Consider the following 18,182-nt stretch of genomic DNA (forward strand, 5'->3'; position numbering starts at 1 on the left):
GCCTTTGTGGGCACTAAAGCTTTTTTATGATTTCTTCCTGAAGCTGTGATTTTAAGCTCAGCTCAGCAAACATCTATTTAAGCTTACGGTTTTCAGCCTCCAGCTCTTTTAAGCGTTTGATATCCGAAGTTTCCATTCCGCCGTATTTTTCCCGCCATTTATAAAAAGTTGAATTACCCATGCCATATTTACGGCAGAGTTCCTTGACAGGAATACCTGCTTCAGCTTCTTTTAAAATAGCGACGATTTGATGTTCAGTCATTTTTTTCATCATTAAATCCCCTTTTACTTTTATCATAGAGAATTTTCTACTTTTTTGCTGTACTATTTTAGGGGATAGTTACACATGGTGTAACAGTTTGGGCTATCGTCTTTCAGGAGTAAGAGATTTAACCAATTCAAACTATGATAATTTAGGTGCAGCACCTAGTTCATCAGGTAATCATTACCAGCGTAACATAGGCGCTGGCTTTTTCACGGAGTGGGGCAGCATGCACTACTACACTGATGCGGGCTTCGTCTTCAACGGCTACTGGACGAGCAACACGACAGATATCGCTATCCTTGTCGAGTCGCACTACGGCTTCTCCTACATCGGCGATAGTCCCGACGGCTTCGCCTATGTCCTTTGCACCGCACCTTAGCTTTTAGCGTTTAGTTCTTAATCCTTAGGGCGCGGAAGGTGGTTACGGTGCTTGAGAGGATAATATAACAAAGAATAAAGCCCCCGCGTAAGTTGGGGCGCTGAGCAGGCAAAGCCTGCGAGCCTTGCAAATTTATGGTTCGCCAATAAGTAGTTAAATGTTGATTTTATCCGTAATAAATCAGAAAAAAATTAATCAACTTTATTTTAGCCTTGATTTTTTTACGTTTATGCTGATTTTATGTATATAATTAACGTAAATTCATCTATTGTGTATTATTATGGCTAATGTATCTTCTTTTCGCCAAAAGCAAAGCACTATTTTTGTCGCATTTCTAGTCACAACTTTTATTGTCGGTATTGCTGGTGCTTTACAATCTCCTACTTTAAGTCGATTTTTAACTTTTGAAGTTAATGTTAATTCACGGCTAGTTGGACTTTTTTTTTCTGTTAATGCTTTAGCCAGTATTGTGGGTAGCTTTCTATTAGCTAAATATTCCGATAAAAAGGGCGATAGGCGTTATATTGTTATATTTTGCTGTTTAATGGGCATTGCTAATAGCATTACTTTTGCGTTTACACGTCATTATTTGGTGTTAATTACGCTGGGTGTTTTGTTTGCAGCGTTATCGTCTGCTGCTATGCCACAAATTTTTGCTTTAGCACGCGAATATGCCGTTAAAACTGGGCGTAATGTTGTGGCATTTAATTCACTTATTCGAGCTCAACTTTCGCTTGCTTGGGTATTTGGCCCACCAATTTCTTTTGGCTTAGCTATTAATTTTGGTTTTACGGCAATGTATTTAACGGGCATGTGCATGTTTATGGTCGCGATGCTGTTTGTTGCTATTTTTTTACCTTCGGTTGAAAAAAATCCCACCTCACAACTAAATAACGAAGCAGAGTTACAAGCGGCAAATCAACCACTTTGGAAGAATAGAAATGTGCTTTGTTTATTGCTATCTACGGTATTTATGTGGACAGCAAATATGATGTATATTATTGATATGCCAATTTATGTTGATGTTGTATTACATCTTTCAGATTCATTGCCAGGTGTATTGATGGGACTTGCTGCTGGTATCGAAATTCCAGTTATGCTCATCGCTGGATATTTAGTGCCACATTTAGGTAAACGAAATCTGTTTTTTATTGCGATCGTTTGCGGTTTGATTTTTTATCTTGGTATGATTTTTTGTACTGGTGAATGCGCCTTATTAGCATTACAACTCTTTAATGCTCTATTTATTGGTATTGTAGCTAACATTGGTATTATCTATTTTCAGGATTTATTGCCTACCCGAATGGGCGTGGCTTCTACTTTATTTAATAATGGTATTATTTTCAGCATAATTATAGCTGGAATGTTGCAAGGATTTGTATCAGAAGCCTATGGACATGAGGTTATCTATTGGATTGCGTTAGTTATGGTTGCGATATCATTGTTATTCTGTACGTTGGTGAAAGATGTAAAAACTAACGTGGGCTGAAAGTAGATGAATAGTTAGATAATTAATAACAAAATCAATAGTAAATAGATAATTAAGTGTAATTTGTCTTCTTAATAGTTAGAAAGACAAATTACTGAAACAATTAAAGATTAGATGTGTTTAATAGTTTTTCATAAAAGGCATAATCGGTCCTTTCATAACCCAATGGCGTAATAGCAATAAAGTTGGCATTAGCGGCATCAAGTTCTTTATTGTCATCAAGTATTTGTAAATTGCGTTTTGCTCTAAACCAAAAGTAATCATTACCTTCGGGATCTTGTGTTGGTATCACCATAAAACGACTTACATCGCTATCGCCTTGTTTTGTTATTTTCAAACCTTTAATTTGTTGTGCTGTACATGCAGGAAAATTAACGTTAAAACAAATATTTTGCGCAGATGGTAACGAAAGTAATTTAGCAATAACTGTTTGAGCGTGATGTTTAGCACAACTCCAGTCAGTTGGCTGGTTATCTTCACTGGTTAATTGACTCAATGCAATTGCAGGAATGCCCAAAGCCATAGCCATCATTGCCGCACCAACCGTGCCAGATAACACTGTTTCAAATCCTACATTTGAACCATTATTAATTCCAGATAGTACTAGATCGGGTAGGTTGTTAGCCATCAAATATTTAATTGCAAATAGTGAGCAATCGGCAGGCGTGCCATAAACGGCAAATTCTTGTTTTCCACGTTGAACAACTCTAAATGGCGTTTTTAAGCTCACTGAACAAGATACTCCACTTTGATCTATGGCTGGTGCAACTACCCAAACCTCGTGAGCTATCTTTTTTGCCACTTCTTGCAATAGTTTAATGCCTGGTGCATCAAAGCCATCATCATTGACGAGTAAAACGCGATTAACTAACTTTTTTAACATATTATTTCCTTATTGAGCAAATGTATTACATTCGTTAATTGCACCGCTATCAAATCCACGTTTAAACCAAGTATAACGTTGCTTAGATGTACCATGGGTAAAACTATCAGGCACAACATAACCTTCACTTTGTTGTTGCAAGCGATCATCACCAATGGCTTTTGCGGTGTTTAAAGCTTGTTCAATATCACCTTCATCCAGCCGATTTTGCTGTTGCATTGCATTGCCCCACATGCCAGCAAAACAATCGGCTTGGAGTTCTAATTTAACCGACAATTGGTTATTTGTGATTGTGGACTGACCTTTTTTTAATTGTTCAACGTGGCTAAATGTGCCTAGCAAATTTTGGACATGATGACCAACTTCATGCGCAATTACATAACCTTGAGCAAAGTCGCCACCACCACCAAGTCGCTGTTTCATCTCTTGATAGAAAGACATATCTAGATAGACAGTTTTGTCAATACTACAATAAAATGGTCCCATAAAGGTTTGACCAGTACCACAAGATGTTCTTGTAGAGCCGTTATAAAGTACTAGCTTAGGGGGAGTATAGGTTTTACCTAAACGTTGAAATTCTTGATGCCAATAATCTTCAGTACTCGCTAAAATGATAGACGTAAATTTGACGGCATCTTCATCATCAATTGAATATTGATTAGTATTTTGTTCGGTGCTGTTTGTATCAATTAGTGTTGAATCTAGCAAGCCAGTTAAATCAACACCATAATAGCCAGCAATTAACACTACAATAAATAAAACAACCTTACCTTTACCACCAATTGGAAGTTTTGTTCCTATTTCACTTCCTGATTGTGAGCGACGATCTTCAATATTATCGCTCTCTCGTTGGTCTCTCCAGCGCATAGGAATTACCTTGTCAGTTTTAGTTTAATTATTTTAATGGATAACGAATAAGTATTCTAGATTAAGTTATTAGCGTAGTTATAAATTGGACAAATTAACCGTACAAAAATAGGTAAAGTATTTGTTTGAAAAATTAGTTATTTCTTGCTTTTTTTAGGTATATAATGGAAATCATACCATTATATCTTCATACTAATGTTTGGGTATTGTTATGCCATATTTATTTCTTACTTTGGCGGCTTGCTTTTGGGGTGGTAATTATGTTGTTGGGCGTGTTTTAGTTACTCAAGCCGATCCTATGGTAATATCTGAAGGTCGTTGGGTTATTACTGCGCTGTTATTATTGTGTTTATATCAACATCAAGTTCGTAATGACTTATCCAAAATTAGAAAATCGATTGGTCCCATTTGTTTGTTAGCCATTTTTGGGCAGATTTTGTTTCCATTAACACTTTATGTTGGATTGCAATATACCTCATCGCTTAATGCATCAATTTATCTTTCTGCAACACCATGTATGGTATTGGTTATGAATAAATTATTGTTTAATGATACGATTTCAAAAAATAATATTTTAGGCGTGCTATTTAGTACAATTGGTGTGATTTATTTGATTTTACAAGGAAATCTAACCAATTTAAGTGAGTTGAGTAATATTAATAAAGGGGATTTATGGGCAATGGCATCAGCAATGAGCTGGGCTTGTTATAGCGCATTTATACGGTTAAAAGATAAATCTATATCTGGCAATGCTTTTGTGACTGTTAGTGCCGTGTTAGGTTCGGTCATGTTACTTCCTGTTGCGTTAGTGTATTTTTATTTTTACCCAGTTTCCAACCTAGCGCATTATACCTCAACAAGTTTTTTGCTTGGCTTATTATATATTGCTATTTTTGCGTCTTGGTTATCTTATTTATTTTGGAATAAAGGTATTATCGATATTGGTGCAACACGTGGGCAAATCTATACACATATTATCCCTTTGTCAGCAGGAATTTTCAGTATTCTATTTTTACATACGCCAGTTGCGTATTTTCATATTGTGTCGATAGTACTAATAGTTATTGGGATCTATTTTTGTTCACGGAAATAGTTAATAATGCAAACAGCCGTTTTTAAAATAGCTTTAGTATTAACTTAAAAATCAAGAAAATTTTACAAAATGAGGTTATTTTGCTATAATTAGCATTCTTTTTTCACAAAAAGGAATTATTTTGTTGTTATTTAGTAGAAATTAAAACAAACAATAAAACATTAGTTTTTGCTTTTTTATTATCCTCTTTTTTTATCTTTGCTGTATTTTGCTTCAATTTTAATTAACTGATAAACACTTTTTCAAAGTGTAATCTAAAAAGTATTGTTCTTTGTGTATTAAAAGGTAACCGTTTACCTTGTTGCATCATTCCTTTTTATTATTTGTATGTAAACAGGCGGTATTTTATGAAAAAAACAAGAAAGTCCAAAAATAAACCATTAAACATCAACGATATTACTATAATTGATGATAGCAAGTTAAAAAAAGCCATTACCGCAGCAGCACTAGGTAATGCGATGGAGTGGTTTGATTTCGGTGTATATGGCTTTTTAGCTTATGTTTTAGGGCAAGTCTTTTTCCCTGATGCATCCCCTAGTGTTCAAATGGTTGCCGCACTCGCTACGTTTTCCGTACCATTTTTAGTTCGGCCCTTAGGTGGTTTAGTGTTTGGGATCCTTGGTGATAAATTTGGACGCCAAAAAGTATTATCAATAACTATCATTATTATGTCGTTAAGCACTTTTTGTATTGGTTTAATTCCTTCTTATGCCTCAATTGGTATTGTTGCGCCAATATTATTATTGCTAGCTAAATTTGCGCAAGGGTTTTCAATAGGAGGAGAATATTCTGGTGCGGCTATATTTGTTGCCGAATATTCGCCAGATCGCAAACGTGGTTTTATGGGGAGTTGGTTAGATTTTGGTTCGATTGCTGGTTTTTTAGTTGGCGCAGGTTTAGTCGTGCTTTTATCTAGTATTCTTGGCAAAGTTGCATTTCATGATTGGGGCTGGAGAATTCCATTTTTATTTGCTTTACCGCTAGGACTAATTGGGCTTTACTTACGTCATGCACTAGATGAAACACCTGCATTTCAACAGCATACCGATTTGATGGATCAAAATGTTCGCGATCATATTTCCAATCAACCTAAAATGACTTTCAAACAGATCTTTATCAAATATTGGAAAAGCCTATTAGTCTGTGTAGGGTTAGTGATTGTTACTAATGTGACTTATTATATGTTGCTTACCTATATGCCTAGTTATTTATCTCATAACTTAAATTACGATACAGATCATGGCGTACTAATTATTATTGCTATCATGTTAGGTATGTTATTTGTTCAACCATTGATTGGTTTTATTAGCGATAAAATAGGTCGCAGGCCGTTCATTATTGGGGGAAGTTTAGGTTTATTAATTCTTGCTTATCCGTCATTTGTTATGATCAACAGTGATATTATAGGTCTTATTTTTTTAGGATTATTGATTTTAGCTGTATTACTTAACTGTTTTACTGGTGTTATGGCCTCAATTTTACCGGCTATCTTTCCGACTAGTATTCGTTACAGTGCTCTAGCTATATCATTTAATATCTCAGTATTAGTTGCTGGTGCTACTCCAACGGTGGCGGCTTGGCTGGTTGAAGAAAGTAATAATTTATACATGCCAGCTTATTATTTAATGGTTGTGGCATTAGTGGGTTTACTTACAGGCATAAAAATGATAGAAACTGCAAACCGCCCACTCCGCGGAGCAACGCCCGCAGCATCAGACAAGTCAGAGGCAAAAGAAATATTATCGGATCACTTTGACTCAATAGAACAAAGAGTCGAAGATATAGAACAGCAGATCGAAACATTACAACAACAGCGTCAGAATTTAGTCGATCAGCATCCTAAGTTAGATTGATCTTGTTATTTTTTAGGTTTTGTATGTTTTATTTAACATATAAAACCTTAATTAAATAAAATCAATATGCTATCTGAGTAATTTTTAGCGATAAAATTAATCCATTATAGAAATAGCTAAAACGCTGCCAACCCTTTTTTTTATTAATAAATTAAAGTAAATAAAAACAAAGCATTATAAAATAGTTACAAAAAAGGTTTTTTGAAAACAGAAATCCTATTTGCCTTTTGCTAGGCAAGGTTTATAGTATGTTGGTTTCTAGTTTACCGTCGCATAGGCGGTCTTTTATATTTAAATAGTGATAGACATCATCTAAATCCTGTTTACCGTCGCATAGGCGGTCTTTTATATGTTATCCGCCTTGATTTTTTAAAATTAAATGTTTACCGTCGCATAGGCGGTCTTTTATAAGACTTACCCGCTAGCAAATTTGATAAGGCTGTTTACCGTCGCATAGGCGGTCTTTTATAAGACTTACCCGCTAGCAAATTTGATAAGGCTGTTTACCGTCGCATAGGCGGTCTTTTATACCCCACAATCGAAAACGCTGGAGCAAGCCCCGTTTACCGTCGCATAGGCGGTCTTTTATCGATACAATTAATCCAATTGCTGGTAAAAATGGTTTACCGTCGCATAGGCGGTCTTTTATTTAGCTCTTCCGAGCTCTTTCGTAAACATATCGTTTACCGTCGCATAGGCGGTCTTTTATAAGCATCCCCCCATCAATTGATTGTTTTATTAGTTTACCGTCGCATAGGCGGTCTTTTATATAAAAAATAGAAATTTTTGTATAACTGTTTGATTTTAATAAAAAATAAAGAGTTAAACAAAATCAATGCTATATTTAAATAATTTTGTGGGAGAAATACATCTTATAACATGGTAAGGTTTATATGTTCATTTTTCATGACGCTTAGAATGTGCCAATAACTAAGTGAGGTTAGTGTGTCAAACAAAGATATTTGCAAGTTTGTACTTTGTTTGGAACATAAATTTGAACATCAAAGCAAAGTTAAGATAGCTTTGTCGAGGTGAGAACCATGGGGAATGAGGATATAAATTGAGCACATTTTGCAGCTAAAGCGTCGGTTGTTAGGTAACTCACTAATTCCTTGGTTTAGAAGTTATCACCAATATTTATTATTTCCACAAAAGTTAAGACTTACAAAACCTAACACTATATGCTAATTAAAAAATTGCATAAAAAAAACTAGTCAAGTTTTTTTAAAATGGTTATACTTTAACTCTCTAAAGGAATAGATTATTAAACAATCAAACAAACATAAAAATTAAAGTAAATAATTGATTTACTTGACATTTGAGCTGTAATTCATTATCATTTAAAGCACAAGGACTGGCAAAATAATGCATTATCATTTAAGGCACAAGGCACAAGGCACAAGGCACAAGGCACAAGGCACAAGGCACAAGGCACAAGGCACAAGGCCTGGCAAACGTATTTCTTAAATTTATCAAATAAACTTATTCGACGAATTTTTGCACAAAACTTATTTATATCTTCGAAATTATCTCTCAACGAATTATCGAAATTATTGCTCAAATCACCTAAAACAGCTTTGCTAGTATTAGCGCTGTTATTATTATCATCTTCATGGAATGTACAGGCGAATGGTAAAAAGGCTAGAGCGGGTAATCGTAGTGATGCAATAATTTTACCTTCAATATTTCCAGAATTGTCGGCAGCTATCAATTATGTAAGACCTAATGTAGAGTATGGTCACAACAACCATGCAGGCCCAGCTTTCATGTGGCGTCCTAATAAGGGCTTCTTAGTTCAGTCAACAAATCCATCATCTTACGACCAAAATTTTCCAACTACAGGTGGGAATGGTTTATATTTTGATTTAGTCATTACAGGAATAGATGTAGAAGAATTGACATGGAAACAGGTCACGCATGAGAGAATTACTGCAACAGTGACAAATGTTGTAGCTAATGATAGGTGGATTCCTAAAGAAGATAGGGGAAAAGTTGTCGCCCGTGTTAAGTTAACTGGTCCATTTGCAACAACTGTGCATAGTTTTTGGACAGTTGCCCCAGTATTTAAGCCAAGGTTACCGCAGACGTTTGAGTTAGTGGGTAGACATATTAGTACTGGTGATGAGGTAGTAAAATATGGATTTGTGTTGAAGCAGTGGTTCGTCGACCTGGGGAGAACAAGAAAATATACTGGAGTAACTGCAGACTGGTGTAAGCAGGCAGGCTACAAGGCGCCAAGGTTCAGGGATTTAACTAACGAAGGTGCAACAAAACACAAGAGAAGACCTTCACATGCAGGCTTACCAGGTTACGTGCGTTATATTGGTGAAGGCTTTTTTAGCGAGTGGGGCTACATGCACTACGACAATGCCCGGTTTAAAGCCTTGACGTACTGGACGGAGCAAACTGACAGGAGAGGAGCTGTCGACGCGAGAGATGGTAGCATCTGGAGGCCCAACGGTGAGTACTTGGGTCGTTTTATTTGCGTCTCAGACTTTAAACGTTAGTCCTTATTTCTTAGTCCTTGGTTCGCCGAGGCAAATATTTAGAAACTTCTATTTTAATACTTTAACTATCATAAAATTGTTCACCTCCGAGTAGGCGGTTTAGAAATACGCTCTTTTTTTTGTTGTGCTTTCTTATATGTTCCCTTTTACAATTTGTTAGGTATGTTTAGGTTAGCACTATTACTCTTCTATTTTTTTATAGAAAATTTAGGTTTTTCTCAAGCTAAATTTTGTTGATTAATATTGCATCGATTATTGACTGTATCAAGACTATTTTGCCAGTTTATGATATGATTAGAACCAAATTTAATGGCAATGAGTTATGATGATTATGAGTTATCAAGTTCTGGCACGCAAATGGCGACCAAAATCATTTTCTGAGGTGGTGGGGCAGCAACATGTCCTTAAAATTTTGTCTAATGCCCTTTCGCTAGGGCGAGTTCATCATGCTTATTTGTTTTCAGGTACTCGAGGAGTAGGTAAAACGTCAATTGCGCGTTTGTTAGCAAAAGGACTGAATTGCGAAACAGGCATTACTGCTACACCATGTGGAGTTTGTGATAATTGTCGTGATATTGAACAAGGTCGTTTTGTTGATTTACTTGAAATTGATGCCGCATCTCGTACTAAGGTTGAAGACACTCGTGAAATACTTGATAACATCCAATATTTACCAACTAAAGGGCGCTTTAAGGTTTATTTGATTGATGAAGTGCATATGTTATCGCGCAGTAGCTTTAATGCACTTCTTAAAACACTTGAGGAACCCCCTGAGCATGTTAAGTTTTTATTGGCAACTACAGATCCGCAAAAATTACCTATAACGATTTTATCACGTTGTTTGCATTTGCATTTAAATGTATTAGATACAACATTAATAGGTCAGCAACTTGAACATATTTTGAAATTAGAGCAAATCAGTAGCGATCCCAAAGGCATTGGGTTATTAGCTAAAGCAGCTAATGGTAGTATGCGTGATGCGCTTAGCTTAACCGATCAAGCGATTGCTCTTGGTAATGGTAAGGTCGATGCAGAATCAGTGTCGGTTATGCTTGGTTCACTTGATAAGTCGGTTCCTTTTGCAATTGTTGAAGCATTACATAATAGTGATGGTAATGCTTTAATGCAACAAATTGAAGCAGCTGCTATACAAGGCGCTGATTGGGATAATCTGTTAGCCGAAACCATTACCTTATTGCATCAAATTGCGTTATTACAAATAGTGCCAACTGCTTTGGGTGATTATACTGATAATGAGGAGCGCATACGTTTTTTAGCACAATATATGGCGCCTAACGATGTGCAGTTGTTTTATCAAATTTTGCTAATGGGTCGTAAAGAGCTTTCTTTTTCGCCTGATAAAAAAATTGGTGTCGAGATGAGCCTTTTACGCGCTTTGGCTTTTATACCAAAAGTAGTTGATGTTGTTACACCACCAGTTATGGCTAGTTTTGCATCTGTTCAAGGCAATAATCTGCCACAAACTCAAAAGCAAACTAAAGAACCTCCTAATACCCAATTGCAATCACAATCAGTAATGCATGCGAATGTATCAAGGCAAGCAGAAGTTAATAATCAGGCTGTAAATCAAACTAAAAAACGATCTCGAATTCAGCAATCTGATCCTATATTTGCAACAGTAAGCCAGCCAGTTAATCATATCGAACAGAATACACCACAACCTATGGTAAGTTCGTCATTAACAAATGAGCAAAGTCAGCGCCACGATTTAAATGATTTAACCGTTTTGTCTTCAAAAACAGCGCCAACATCTAAAGCCAAACCAGCAACGGCGGATCTAACAATTCCTGATGATGTGTCGTCGGTGACTAAAAGCATTTTAGAAATGCGTATGCAGCTGTTGAAAAAAGAACAGAATCCAAAAAAGTCTGAATCGGTTGATGAAAATCAACCACAAAATTTAATAATAAATAAATCATTAACACGAATTAAACAGAACGTTGTGTCAGTAAACGATATCGATAACAGCGATAACGGCAATAGTAAAGAAGAAATTACTGCTGAAAATTATCGATGGCAAGCTAGCGGTTTAGTTGCAATGAAGGAAGATCTAGTGGTCGATACTAAGGCTTTTCGTGAGTCACTAAATGGTGATAAAACTCCTGAAATGACTAAGAAATTAATTACCGAAATGGCGCAAAAAGATGCCTGGTGTGCCGAGATCGAGCAATTAGATTTACCACCGTTAATTAAGCAAATCGTAGTTAATTCAGCTTTTGAACAAGTAGATAGTAGTACGATTGTGTTGCATTTGCGTTCAACCGTTAAGCATTTAATTAATTCGGTATCGAATGTGATCAAGGTAAAAAAAGCGTTATGCAAACATCGTAACCAAGAGCTTGATGTAGATATTATTATTGATGATGCAAATTATAAAACACCAGTTGAAATGCGCGAAGAGTTATACCAAGAAAAACTAGCGCAGGCGAAGATAGCCATTGCCAAAGATTCAAAAGTGGCTACAATTTGTCGATATTTTGATGCTAAGATTGATGAATCCAGTATTTGTCCTGTATAATGCGGACTATATTTTTAATGAGGAATTATTATGTTTTCAGGTGGAAAAGGTGGTTTGGGCAATTTAATGAAACAAGCCCAACAAATGCAAACTAAAATGCAACAAGCACAAGAGGAGATCGCTAAATTAGAAGTTACTGGTGAATCAGGTGCTGGCTTAGTTAAAGTCACTATTAATGGTACTCATAGTTGTAAGCGCGTTGAAATTGATCCATCGCTTATGGCTGATGATGATAAAGAGATGTTAGAAGATCTTATTGCTGCGGCTTATAATGATGCTGCTCGCCGTTTAGATGGAGCACAAAAGGAAAGAATGGCTCAGGTTACTGGCGGCATGCAATTACCACCTGGTTTTAAAATGCCGTTTTAAGTTAACGCATTAATTCGGTGAGTTAAACTTTTTACATTGCCGACTTTGAGTATCAAATCGGCAATATTGTTTTTGTTATTGCCTGTCTATTTATACAGTTTTTCTTTATTATTTTTTTGCTATCGGGTAAACTACACCTTATTATTTGCTTATTTGTTATGCTTTATTATTAAGGATATATTGTGATTGGTCGTTTACGTGGTACCATTATTGAAAAGCAACCTCCTAAAGTCCTGATAGAAGTTGGTGGCATCGGTTACGATGTGTTTATGCCGATGACCTGTTTTTATGAATTACCCGAAAATGGACGAGAGGTCATTGTGTTAACACATTTTTCCGTGCGTGAAGATGCCCAAATCCTGTATGGTTTTAATCAAGAACAAGAGCGTGAGTTGTTTCGAGAACTTATTAAAGTTAATGGAGTTGGTCCTAAGCTGGCGTTAGCCATTCTATCGGGCATGTCAGCAGCACAATTTATTAGTGCTGTTGAACAAGGTGAAATTAAAACACTAGTTAAATTGCCTGGAGTAGGTAATAAAACTGCACAACGATTAATTGTTGAGATGAAAGATCGCCTTAAACATTTTGGTGAGCAATCATCAAATGTTAGCTTGGTTTCTGATTTAGATAGTGTTCAAAAATCAGCTAACCAAATTGAAAGTGAGGCTGTTTCAGCTTTAATTGCATTAGGTTATAAACCACAAGAAGCCAGCCGTATTATTAATAAAGTAATTAATCCTGATATGAATTGCGAAACGCTGATTCGTGAAGCCTTAAAATCGGCATTGTAAATAGAGATTTATTATGATTGAAGCGGATCGTTTGATTGCACCACAAGCGCAAAAAGAAGAAGAATCATTAGATCGTGCAATTCGTCCAAAATATTTAGACGAATACATTGGTCAACCGCAAGTTCGTGAGCAAATGAAGATATTTATTCAAGCCGCTAAACAGCGCAGTGATGCACTTGATCATGTGCTTATTTTTGGTCCTCCAGGGCTTGGAAAAACTACATTGGCTAATATTGTCGCAAACGAAATGAATGTTAATTTACGCACTACATCAGGCCCTGTTTTAGAAAAAGCTGGCGACTTAGCCGCTATGCTGACAAATCTAGAACCAAATGATGTGCTGTTTATTGATGAGATTCATCGGCTCTCACCTGTGGTTGAAGAAATTTTATATCCAGCCATGGAAGATTATCAATTAGATATTATGATTGGTGAAGGACCTGCAGCACGTTCAATCAAAATTGATCTTCCCCCCTTTACATTAGTTGGTGCAACAACCCGTGCAGGATCGTTAACTTCGCCATTGCGAGATCGTTTTGGTATTGTGCAACGGCTTGAGTTTTATCGGGTTGAGGATTTGGAATATATTGTTAGCCGTAGCGCTAAATTTTTGGGCATGGATCTGTCAGACGAAGGTGCGCATTTAATTGCCCAACGTTCACGCGGTACCCCCCGAATTGCAAATCGACTTTTGCGCCGAGTGCGCGATTATGCCGATGTAAAATCAAAAGGTGTTATCGACAAAAAAATTGCTATTCAAGCGCTAGATATGCTTGATGTTGATAATGAAGGTTTTGATTATATGGATCGCAAATTATTACTGGCCATTATAGAAAAATTTATGGGTGGCCCTGTTGGTTTAGATAACATTGCCGCGGCAATTGGTGAAGAGCGTGAAACGATCGAAGATGTACTTGAACCTTTTTTAATTCAGCAAGGTTATATTCAAAGAACGCCACGTGGTAGAATTGCAACACCACATGCTTATCGTCATTTTGGGATAATTCAGGATAATTGAACAGTTAAAATTATACATAGTTTATGTCAACAAAAAGCGTGGCTATTTGCTTAGCCACGCTTTTTTATTAATCAAGTTTAATTCTATTTGGAATTTAACCGAGCTCTTTTTCAGTAAACATGCCACTAAATAAGTCAGTACTTAAGTAGCGTTCACCAGAAGAAGGTAAAATGACTACAATAGTTTTATTAGTATTTTCTGGTAATTTTGCTAATCGATCGGCAGCATAAACGGCGGCACCAGATGAAATTCCTGCTAAAATACCTTCTTTTTCCATCAAATTACGGGCTGTTTTGATCGCTTCTTCATTTGATACTTTTTCCACCACATCAATTAAACTTAAATCAAGATTTGCAGGAATAAAACCAGCTCCAATACCTTGAATTTTGTGAGGTCCCGGCTTAATTGGTTCACCTGCTAGTGCTTGACTGATTACTGGTGAGTTGGTTGGCTCAATGGCAACAGCAGTTATATTTTTACCCTGCGTTTTTTTGATATAACGTGTTACACCTGTAAATGTACCACCCGTTCCTACTCCAGCAATAAAAATATCGACTTTACCATCGGTATCTTGCCAAATTTCAGGACCCGTTGTTTTTTCGTGAATTTCTGGATTAGCAGGATTACTAAATTGTTGTAGCATCAAGTTCTTTTTAGGATCCCTTGCCACCATTTCCTCTGCTTTTTCGATTGCGCCTTTCATACCTTTAGCAGCTTCAGTTAATACTAAGTTAGCTCCTAAGGCTTTTAGTAGTTTTCTGCGTTCAATACTCATGCTTTCAGGCATGGTTAACGTTAGTTTATAGCCTCGAGCAGCGGCTACAGATGCAAGTGCAATCCCAGTATTACCACTTGTTGGTTCAATTAATTCAACATGAGTAGTTAATAAACCACGCTTTTCAGCATCCCAAATCATGTTCGAGGCAATGCGGCATTTGACGCTAAAACTTGGATTGCGAGACTCAACTTTGGCTAAAATATTACCGTTACCAAAATGGTTTAATCTGACTAATGGTGTATACCCAATAGTTTGTGAATTATCATCAAAAATCTTACTCATAATAAATTCCTTATTTAGTTTCAATTAGCTCAAGAGAAACTCTCTCTAATTACTTAATCATATTTATCATTATAAATACTACCTAAAAAGATGGTACTAATTAATTATTATAATGATATTCATTTGGGCTATAAGGTAATCTTTGTTTGTAGGAGTTTTTTATAAATGTTAGTAATCGCCAAGATTCAAAAATTGAATTTTTTGTTAAAAAATATGTTATCAATAAATATATGATTTTAAATCAACAAATTCTTTAGTATTTGGATTGACTACACTAACTAGTACCAGTTTTACAAGGTCGTTGTTATCATAAACTAAAAATAAATTAATAAAACAAATATAAATTACCACAGGTTAGGTAATTTTTTACGATGTTTATTTTGACTATTTTTCTCATATCAGTAATAGGAGGTATTGTTAGGGATTAATACAGCTGAATTCTAATTGAATAGACAATAATATGGTACGCCCGGGTGGACTCGAACCACTGACCCCCACCATGTCAAGGTGATGCTCTAACCAACTGAGCTACGGGCGTATATTTGAAACAAGCAAATATTAACTGTCAAATCGGTTTGTATCAAGTAAAAAAATAAAAAAATAGCTGTTTTTTTAGTCTATTGAACTAAACTTATTATAAAATAAATGTAATATGTAATAAATTCTAAAAATTACAATAGATATTACTTAATGTTACCGTTTAAAAAACATTTTATTTTTCGGATTGAATTACCGGTTTTCAAAAATTGATGGTGGTTTGTTTACTTTAATTTAGCTATACTCGCTAGCCCAAGTTGGGTTTTATATGTTTAGGTTAGTATGTCAATAAAAGATCATATTGAAGATGTTTTACAAAATGTTTTTGGTTACAAGTCGTTTCGAAATCAACAAAGAGAAATTATTGAATCTATTATTGATGGTCGTGATACTTTAACAATTATTCCAACTGGGGGCGGAAAATCTTTATGTTATCAAATTCCCGCAGTTTTATTACCGGGAACAGCAATAGTTGTTTCACCCTTAATTTCTTTGATGAAAGATCAGGTCGATCAATTATTAGCTAACGGTATTGCTGCTGCCTATCTTAATGCCTCACAATCACCTACAGAGCAACAAAAAGTTATCAAACAATATTTGGGTCATTCAATAAAATTATTATACGTTTCTCCTGAAAGATTGGGTGTTTACTCTTTTTCTTCATTAATTGATGAGTATCCTCCTTCATTAATAGCTATTGATGAGGCGCATTGCATCTCTCAATGGGGGCATGATTTTAGACCTGATTATAGGCAATTAGGACAACTTTCTATTCGTTTCCCTAAAGTCCCTATTGTTGCATTGACTGCAACAGCAGACAAAATGACACAAACAGATATTATTCATCAACTTAATTTGGTTAACCCATTGGTTGTAGTAAGAAGCTTTGATCGGTCTAATATTCGTTATACAGTTGTTGAAAAATTTAATCAACTTGAACAAGTTGTTTCTTTTATTGAGACGCAAAAAGGCAATAGTGGAATTATTTATTGTTCAAGCCGATCTAGAGTTGAAGATATGACAACTAGGCTTGCTTCACGTGGATTTTCTGTTAAGGCTTATCATGCTGGGTTGACTAATAATGAACGTCAACAGGCCCAAGAAGATTTTATAAAAGATAATGTGCAAATTATTGTAGCTACTGTTGCATTTGGTATGGGAATTAACAAACCTAATGTGCGTTTTGTTGTTCATGCTGATAGCCCAAGAACGATTGAATCTTATTATCAAGAAACAGGCCGTGCAGGTCGTGATGGTGTACCAGCTGAAGCTCTATTATTATTTAATAGTAAAGATCTTAATTGGTATCAGCAACAAGTTATTAAAAAAGGGAATGGTCAAAATCAAGATATAGAATTACAAAAGATCAATGCAATGGAGGCTTTTGCACAAAGTTTGACTTGTCGGCGCATTGTGTTGCTTAATTATTTTGGTGAAGAGATGACTGAACCATGTAATAACTGCGATGTTTGTTTATATCCTCCAGAGCTTTATAACGGTTTAATTGATGCACAAAAAGTTTTATCTTGTGTTTATCGTGTAGAACAGCATTATGGTGCTCAATATATTATTGACGTGTTACGTGGTTCTGGGCGATCTCAAATTAAAGAAAATGGTCATGATAAGTTATCGGTTTATGGCATTGGCAAGCAGCATTCATCAGATTATTGGCTAAGTGTTATTAGACAGCTAGTTTATTTGGGGTATTTAAGTCAAAATATATCTGCTTTTACTACGCTTCAGTTAACACAAAAAGCGCGTTTAATACTTAGAGGTGAAATATCATTATCATTAGCTAAACCACGTTTAGAAATTGTTAAGAAAAGCAGAATTAATCGCTATGCAAGAGCGATTAATTTAACAACAATTCTATCTTACGAAGAACGTATTTTATTTAATAATCTAAAAAGATTACGCAAAAGTATTGCCGATGCTGAAGATATTCCGCCCTATATTGTTTTTAGTGATGCAACATTGCTTGAGATGGTTCAGACTAAACCTGAAAGTAAAAAACAGTTAATTAACGTTACTGGTGTGGGTAAAATTAAGTTGCAAAAATATGGTAATTTGTTTTTAGATGAAATAAATGAATTTATGATAAAAAATATATAACAATTTTATACTGAAAAATACTTCTTGAGCTTTTACCTCGTTTGGTTCTAGTAATTTTCAAAAGATACCAAATGGCTACATTTCATGTGTTGTTTCCTTCTTGCTGTATCTAATTAATAAATAATCTACTGTTTTTTTTAATTTTATAATTCCTAGATTACACCATGAAGTGCAATTCTTCTTAGCTCCTTAGAATAAAAATCGGCAGGGCTTTTAAACTTATGCCGTTTTCTTGGGCGTGTGTTCAATAGATATTGTATTTTCTTTATCTGTTTGTCGTCAACTAATGAAATGGCCGCTGACTTAGGTATAAACTGACGTATTAAGCCATTGGTGTTTTCATTTGTGCCTCTTTGCCAGCTTTTATAAGGCTCCGCAAAGTACACGGTAGTATTTAAATAATGCTCAATAGCATGATGA

The 18,182-nt window shown here is 35.6% G+C and carries 14 protein-coding genes, 1 tRNA gene, 1 pseudogene and 1 CRISPR repeat array; of the genes and pseudogenes, 10 read left to right on the forward strand and 6 right to left on the reverse strand.

Annotated features, from left to right (window positions below):
* Positions 1-76: 76 nt before the first annotated feature.
* Positions 77-274, reverse strand: a pseudogene (locus A9G37_RS05460) (transposase); the annotation flags it as partial.
* A gap of 85 nt (positions 275-359) precedes the next feature.
* Between A9G37_RS05460 and A9G37_RS12540 the strand changes: the two are divergent.
* Positions 360-644 (forward strand): hypothetical protein, encoded by a 285-nt coding sequence (locus tag A9G37_RS12540; RefSeq protein ID WP_141671080.1) that lies wholly within the window; start codon positions 360-362, stop codon positions 642-644.
* 280 nt (positions 645-924) lie between these two features.
* Positions 925-2,133 carry an MFS transporter gene (locus A9G37_RS05465; RefSeq protein WP_065574866.1) on the forward strand — a complete coding sequence of 403 codons (1,209 nt, stop codon included), beginning with the start codon at positions 925-927 and terminating at the stop codon, positions 2,131-2,133.
* Positions 2,134-2,236: 103 nt separating this feature from the next.
* Here the strand turns inward: A9G37_RS05465 and surE are convergent, their stop codons facing one another.
* Together surE and ypfJ are read right to left on the reverse strand one after the other, a co-directional pair.
* The gene (gene surE, locus A9G37_RS05470) at positions 2,237-3,016 is read right to left on the reverse strand and encodes a 5'/3'-nucleotidase SurE (protein ID WP_065574867.1); all 780 of its coding nucleotides are present in this window, start codon (positions 3,014-3,016) and stop codon (positions 2,237-2,239) included.
* Between the two features lie 9 nt (positions 3,017-3,025).
* On the reverse strand, positions 3,026-3,883 hold the full coding sequence (gene ypfJ, locus A9G37_RS05475) for a KPN_02809 family neutral zinc metallopeptidase (protein WP_065574868.1): 858 nt from the start codon (positions 3,881-3,883) through the stop codon (positions 3,026-3,028).
* Positions 3,884-4,094: 211 nt separating this feature from the next.
* Between ypfJ and A9G37_RS05480 the strand changes: the two genes are divergently transcribed.
* From A9G37_RS05480 to ruvB, 7 genes are all read left to right on the forward strand, one after another.
* The gene (locus A9G37_RS05480) at positions 4,095-4,976 is read left to right on the forward strand and encodes a DMT family transporter (RefSeq protein WP_065574877.1); all 882 of its coding nucleotides are present in this window, start codon (positions 4,095-4,097) and stop codon (positions 4,974-4,976) included.
* 347 nt (positions 4,977-5,323) lie between these two features.
* Positions 5,324-6,829 (forward strand): glycine betaine/L-proline transporter ProP, encoded by a 1,506-nt coding sequence (proP, locus tag A9G37_RS05485; RefSeq protein WP_065574869.1) that lies wholly within the window; start codon positions 5,324-5,326, stop codon positions 6,827-6,829.
* Positions 6,830-7,090: 261 nt separating this feature from the next.
* Positions 7,091-7,598: direct repeats of the CRISPR family, unit length 28 nt; unit sequence GTTTACCGTCGCATAGGCGGTCTTTTAT.
* Between the two features lie 784 nt (positions 7,599-8,382).
* The gene (locus A9G37_RS05490; protein ID WP_065574870.1) at positions 8,383-9,336 is read left to right on the forward strand and encodes a hypothetical protein; all 954 of its coding nucleotides are present in this window, start codon (positions 8,383-8,385) and stop codon (positions 9,334-9,336) included.
* Between the two features lie 331 nt (positions 9,337-9,667).
* Complete coding sequence (gene dnaX, locus A9G37_RS05495) at positions 9,668-11,875, forward strand: DNA polymerase III subunit gamma/tau (protein WP_065574878.1); 2,208 nt, start codon at positions 9,668-9,670, stop codon at positions 11,873-11,875.
* A gap of 30 nt (positions 11,876-11,905) precedes the next feature.
* Positions 11,906-12,244, forward strand: coding sequence for a YbaB/EbfC family nucleoid-associated protein (locus A9G37_RS05500; protein ID WP_065574871.1), 339 nt, complete (start codon positions 11,906-11,908; stop codon positions 12,242-12,244).
* Between the two features lie 182 nt (positions 12,245-12,426).
* Complete coding sequence (ruvA, locus tag A9G37_RS05505) at positions 12,427-13,035, forward strand: Holliday junction branch migration protein RuvA (RefSeq protein ID WP_065574872.1); 609 nt, start codon at positions 12,427-12,429, stop codon at positions 13,033-13,035.
* 13 nt (positions 13,036-13,048) lie between these two features.
* On the forward strand, positions 13,049-14,053 hold the full coding sequence (gene ruvB / locus A9G37_RS05510) for a Holliday junction branch migration DNA helicase RuvB (RefSeq protein ID WP_065574873.1): 1,005 nt from the start codon (positions 13,049-13,051) through the stop codon (positions 14,051-14,053).
* Positions 14,054-14,147: 94 nt separating this feature from the next.
* On the opposite strand, the gene cysK is transcribed toward ruvB, so the two are convergent.
* Both cysK and A9G37_RS05520 read right to left on the reverse strand, forming a co-directional pair.
* Positions 14,148-15,113 carry a cysteine synthase A gene (cysK, locus tag A9G37_RS05515; RefSeq protein WP_065574874.1) on the reverse strand — a complete coding sequence of 322 codons (966 nt, stop codon included), beginning with the start codon at positions 15,111-15,113 and terminating at the stop codon, positions 14,148-14,150.
* A 461-nt stretch (positions 15,114-15,574) separates the two neighbouring features.
* Positions 15,575-15,651, reverse strand: a tRNA-Val gene (locus tag A9G37_RS05520).
* 281 nt (positions 15,652-15,932) lie between these two features.
* Here A9G37_RS05520 and recQ point away from each other — a divergent pair.
* Positions 15,933-17,762: a DNA helicase RecQ gene (recQ, locus tag A9G37_RS05525; RefSeq protein WP_065574875.1), complete on the forward strand. Its 1,830-nt coding sequence runs from the start codon at positions 15,933-15,935 to the stop codon at positions 17,760-17,762.
* A 152-nt stretch (positions 17,763-17,914) separates the two neighbouring features.
* On the opposite strand, the gene A9G37_RS05530 is transcribed toward recQ, so the two are convergent.
* The coding region (locus A9G37_RS05530; protein WP_141671081.1) for an IS30 family transposase at positions 17,915-18,182 on the reverse strand (268 nt) is incomplete at its 5' end.

Origin of the sequence: Gilliamella sp. GillExp13 (genome assembly GCF_001690815.1) — a bacterium.
GTDB classification, from domain to species: Bacteria; Pseudomonadota; Gammaproteobacteria; order Enterobacterales; family Orbaceae; genus Gilliamella; species Gilliamella bombi.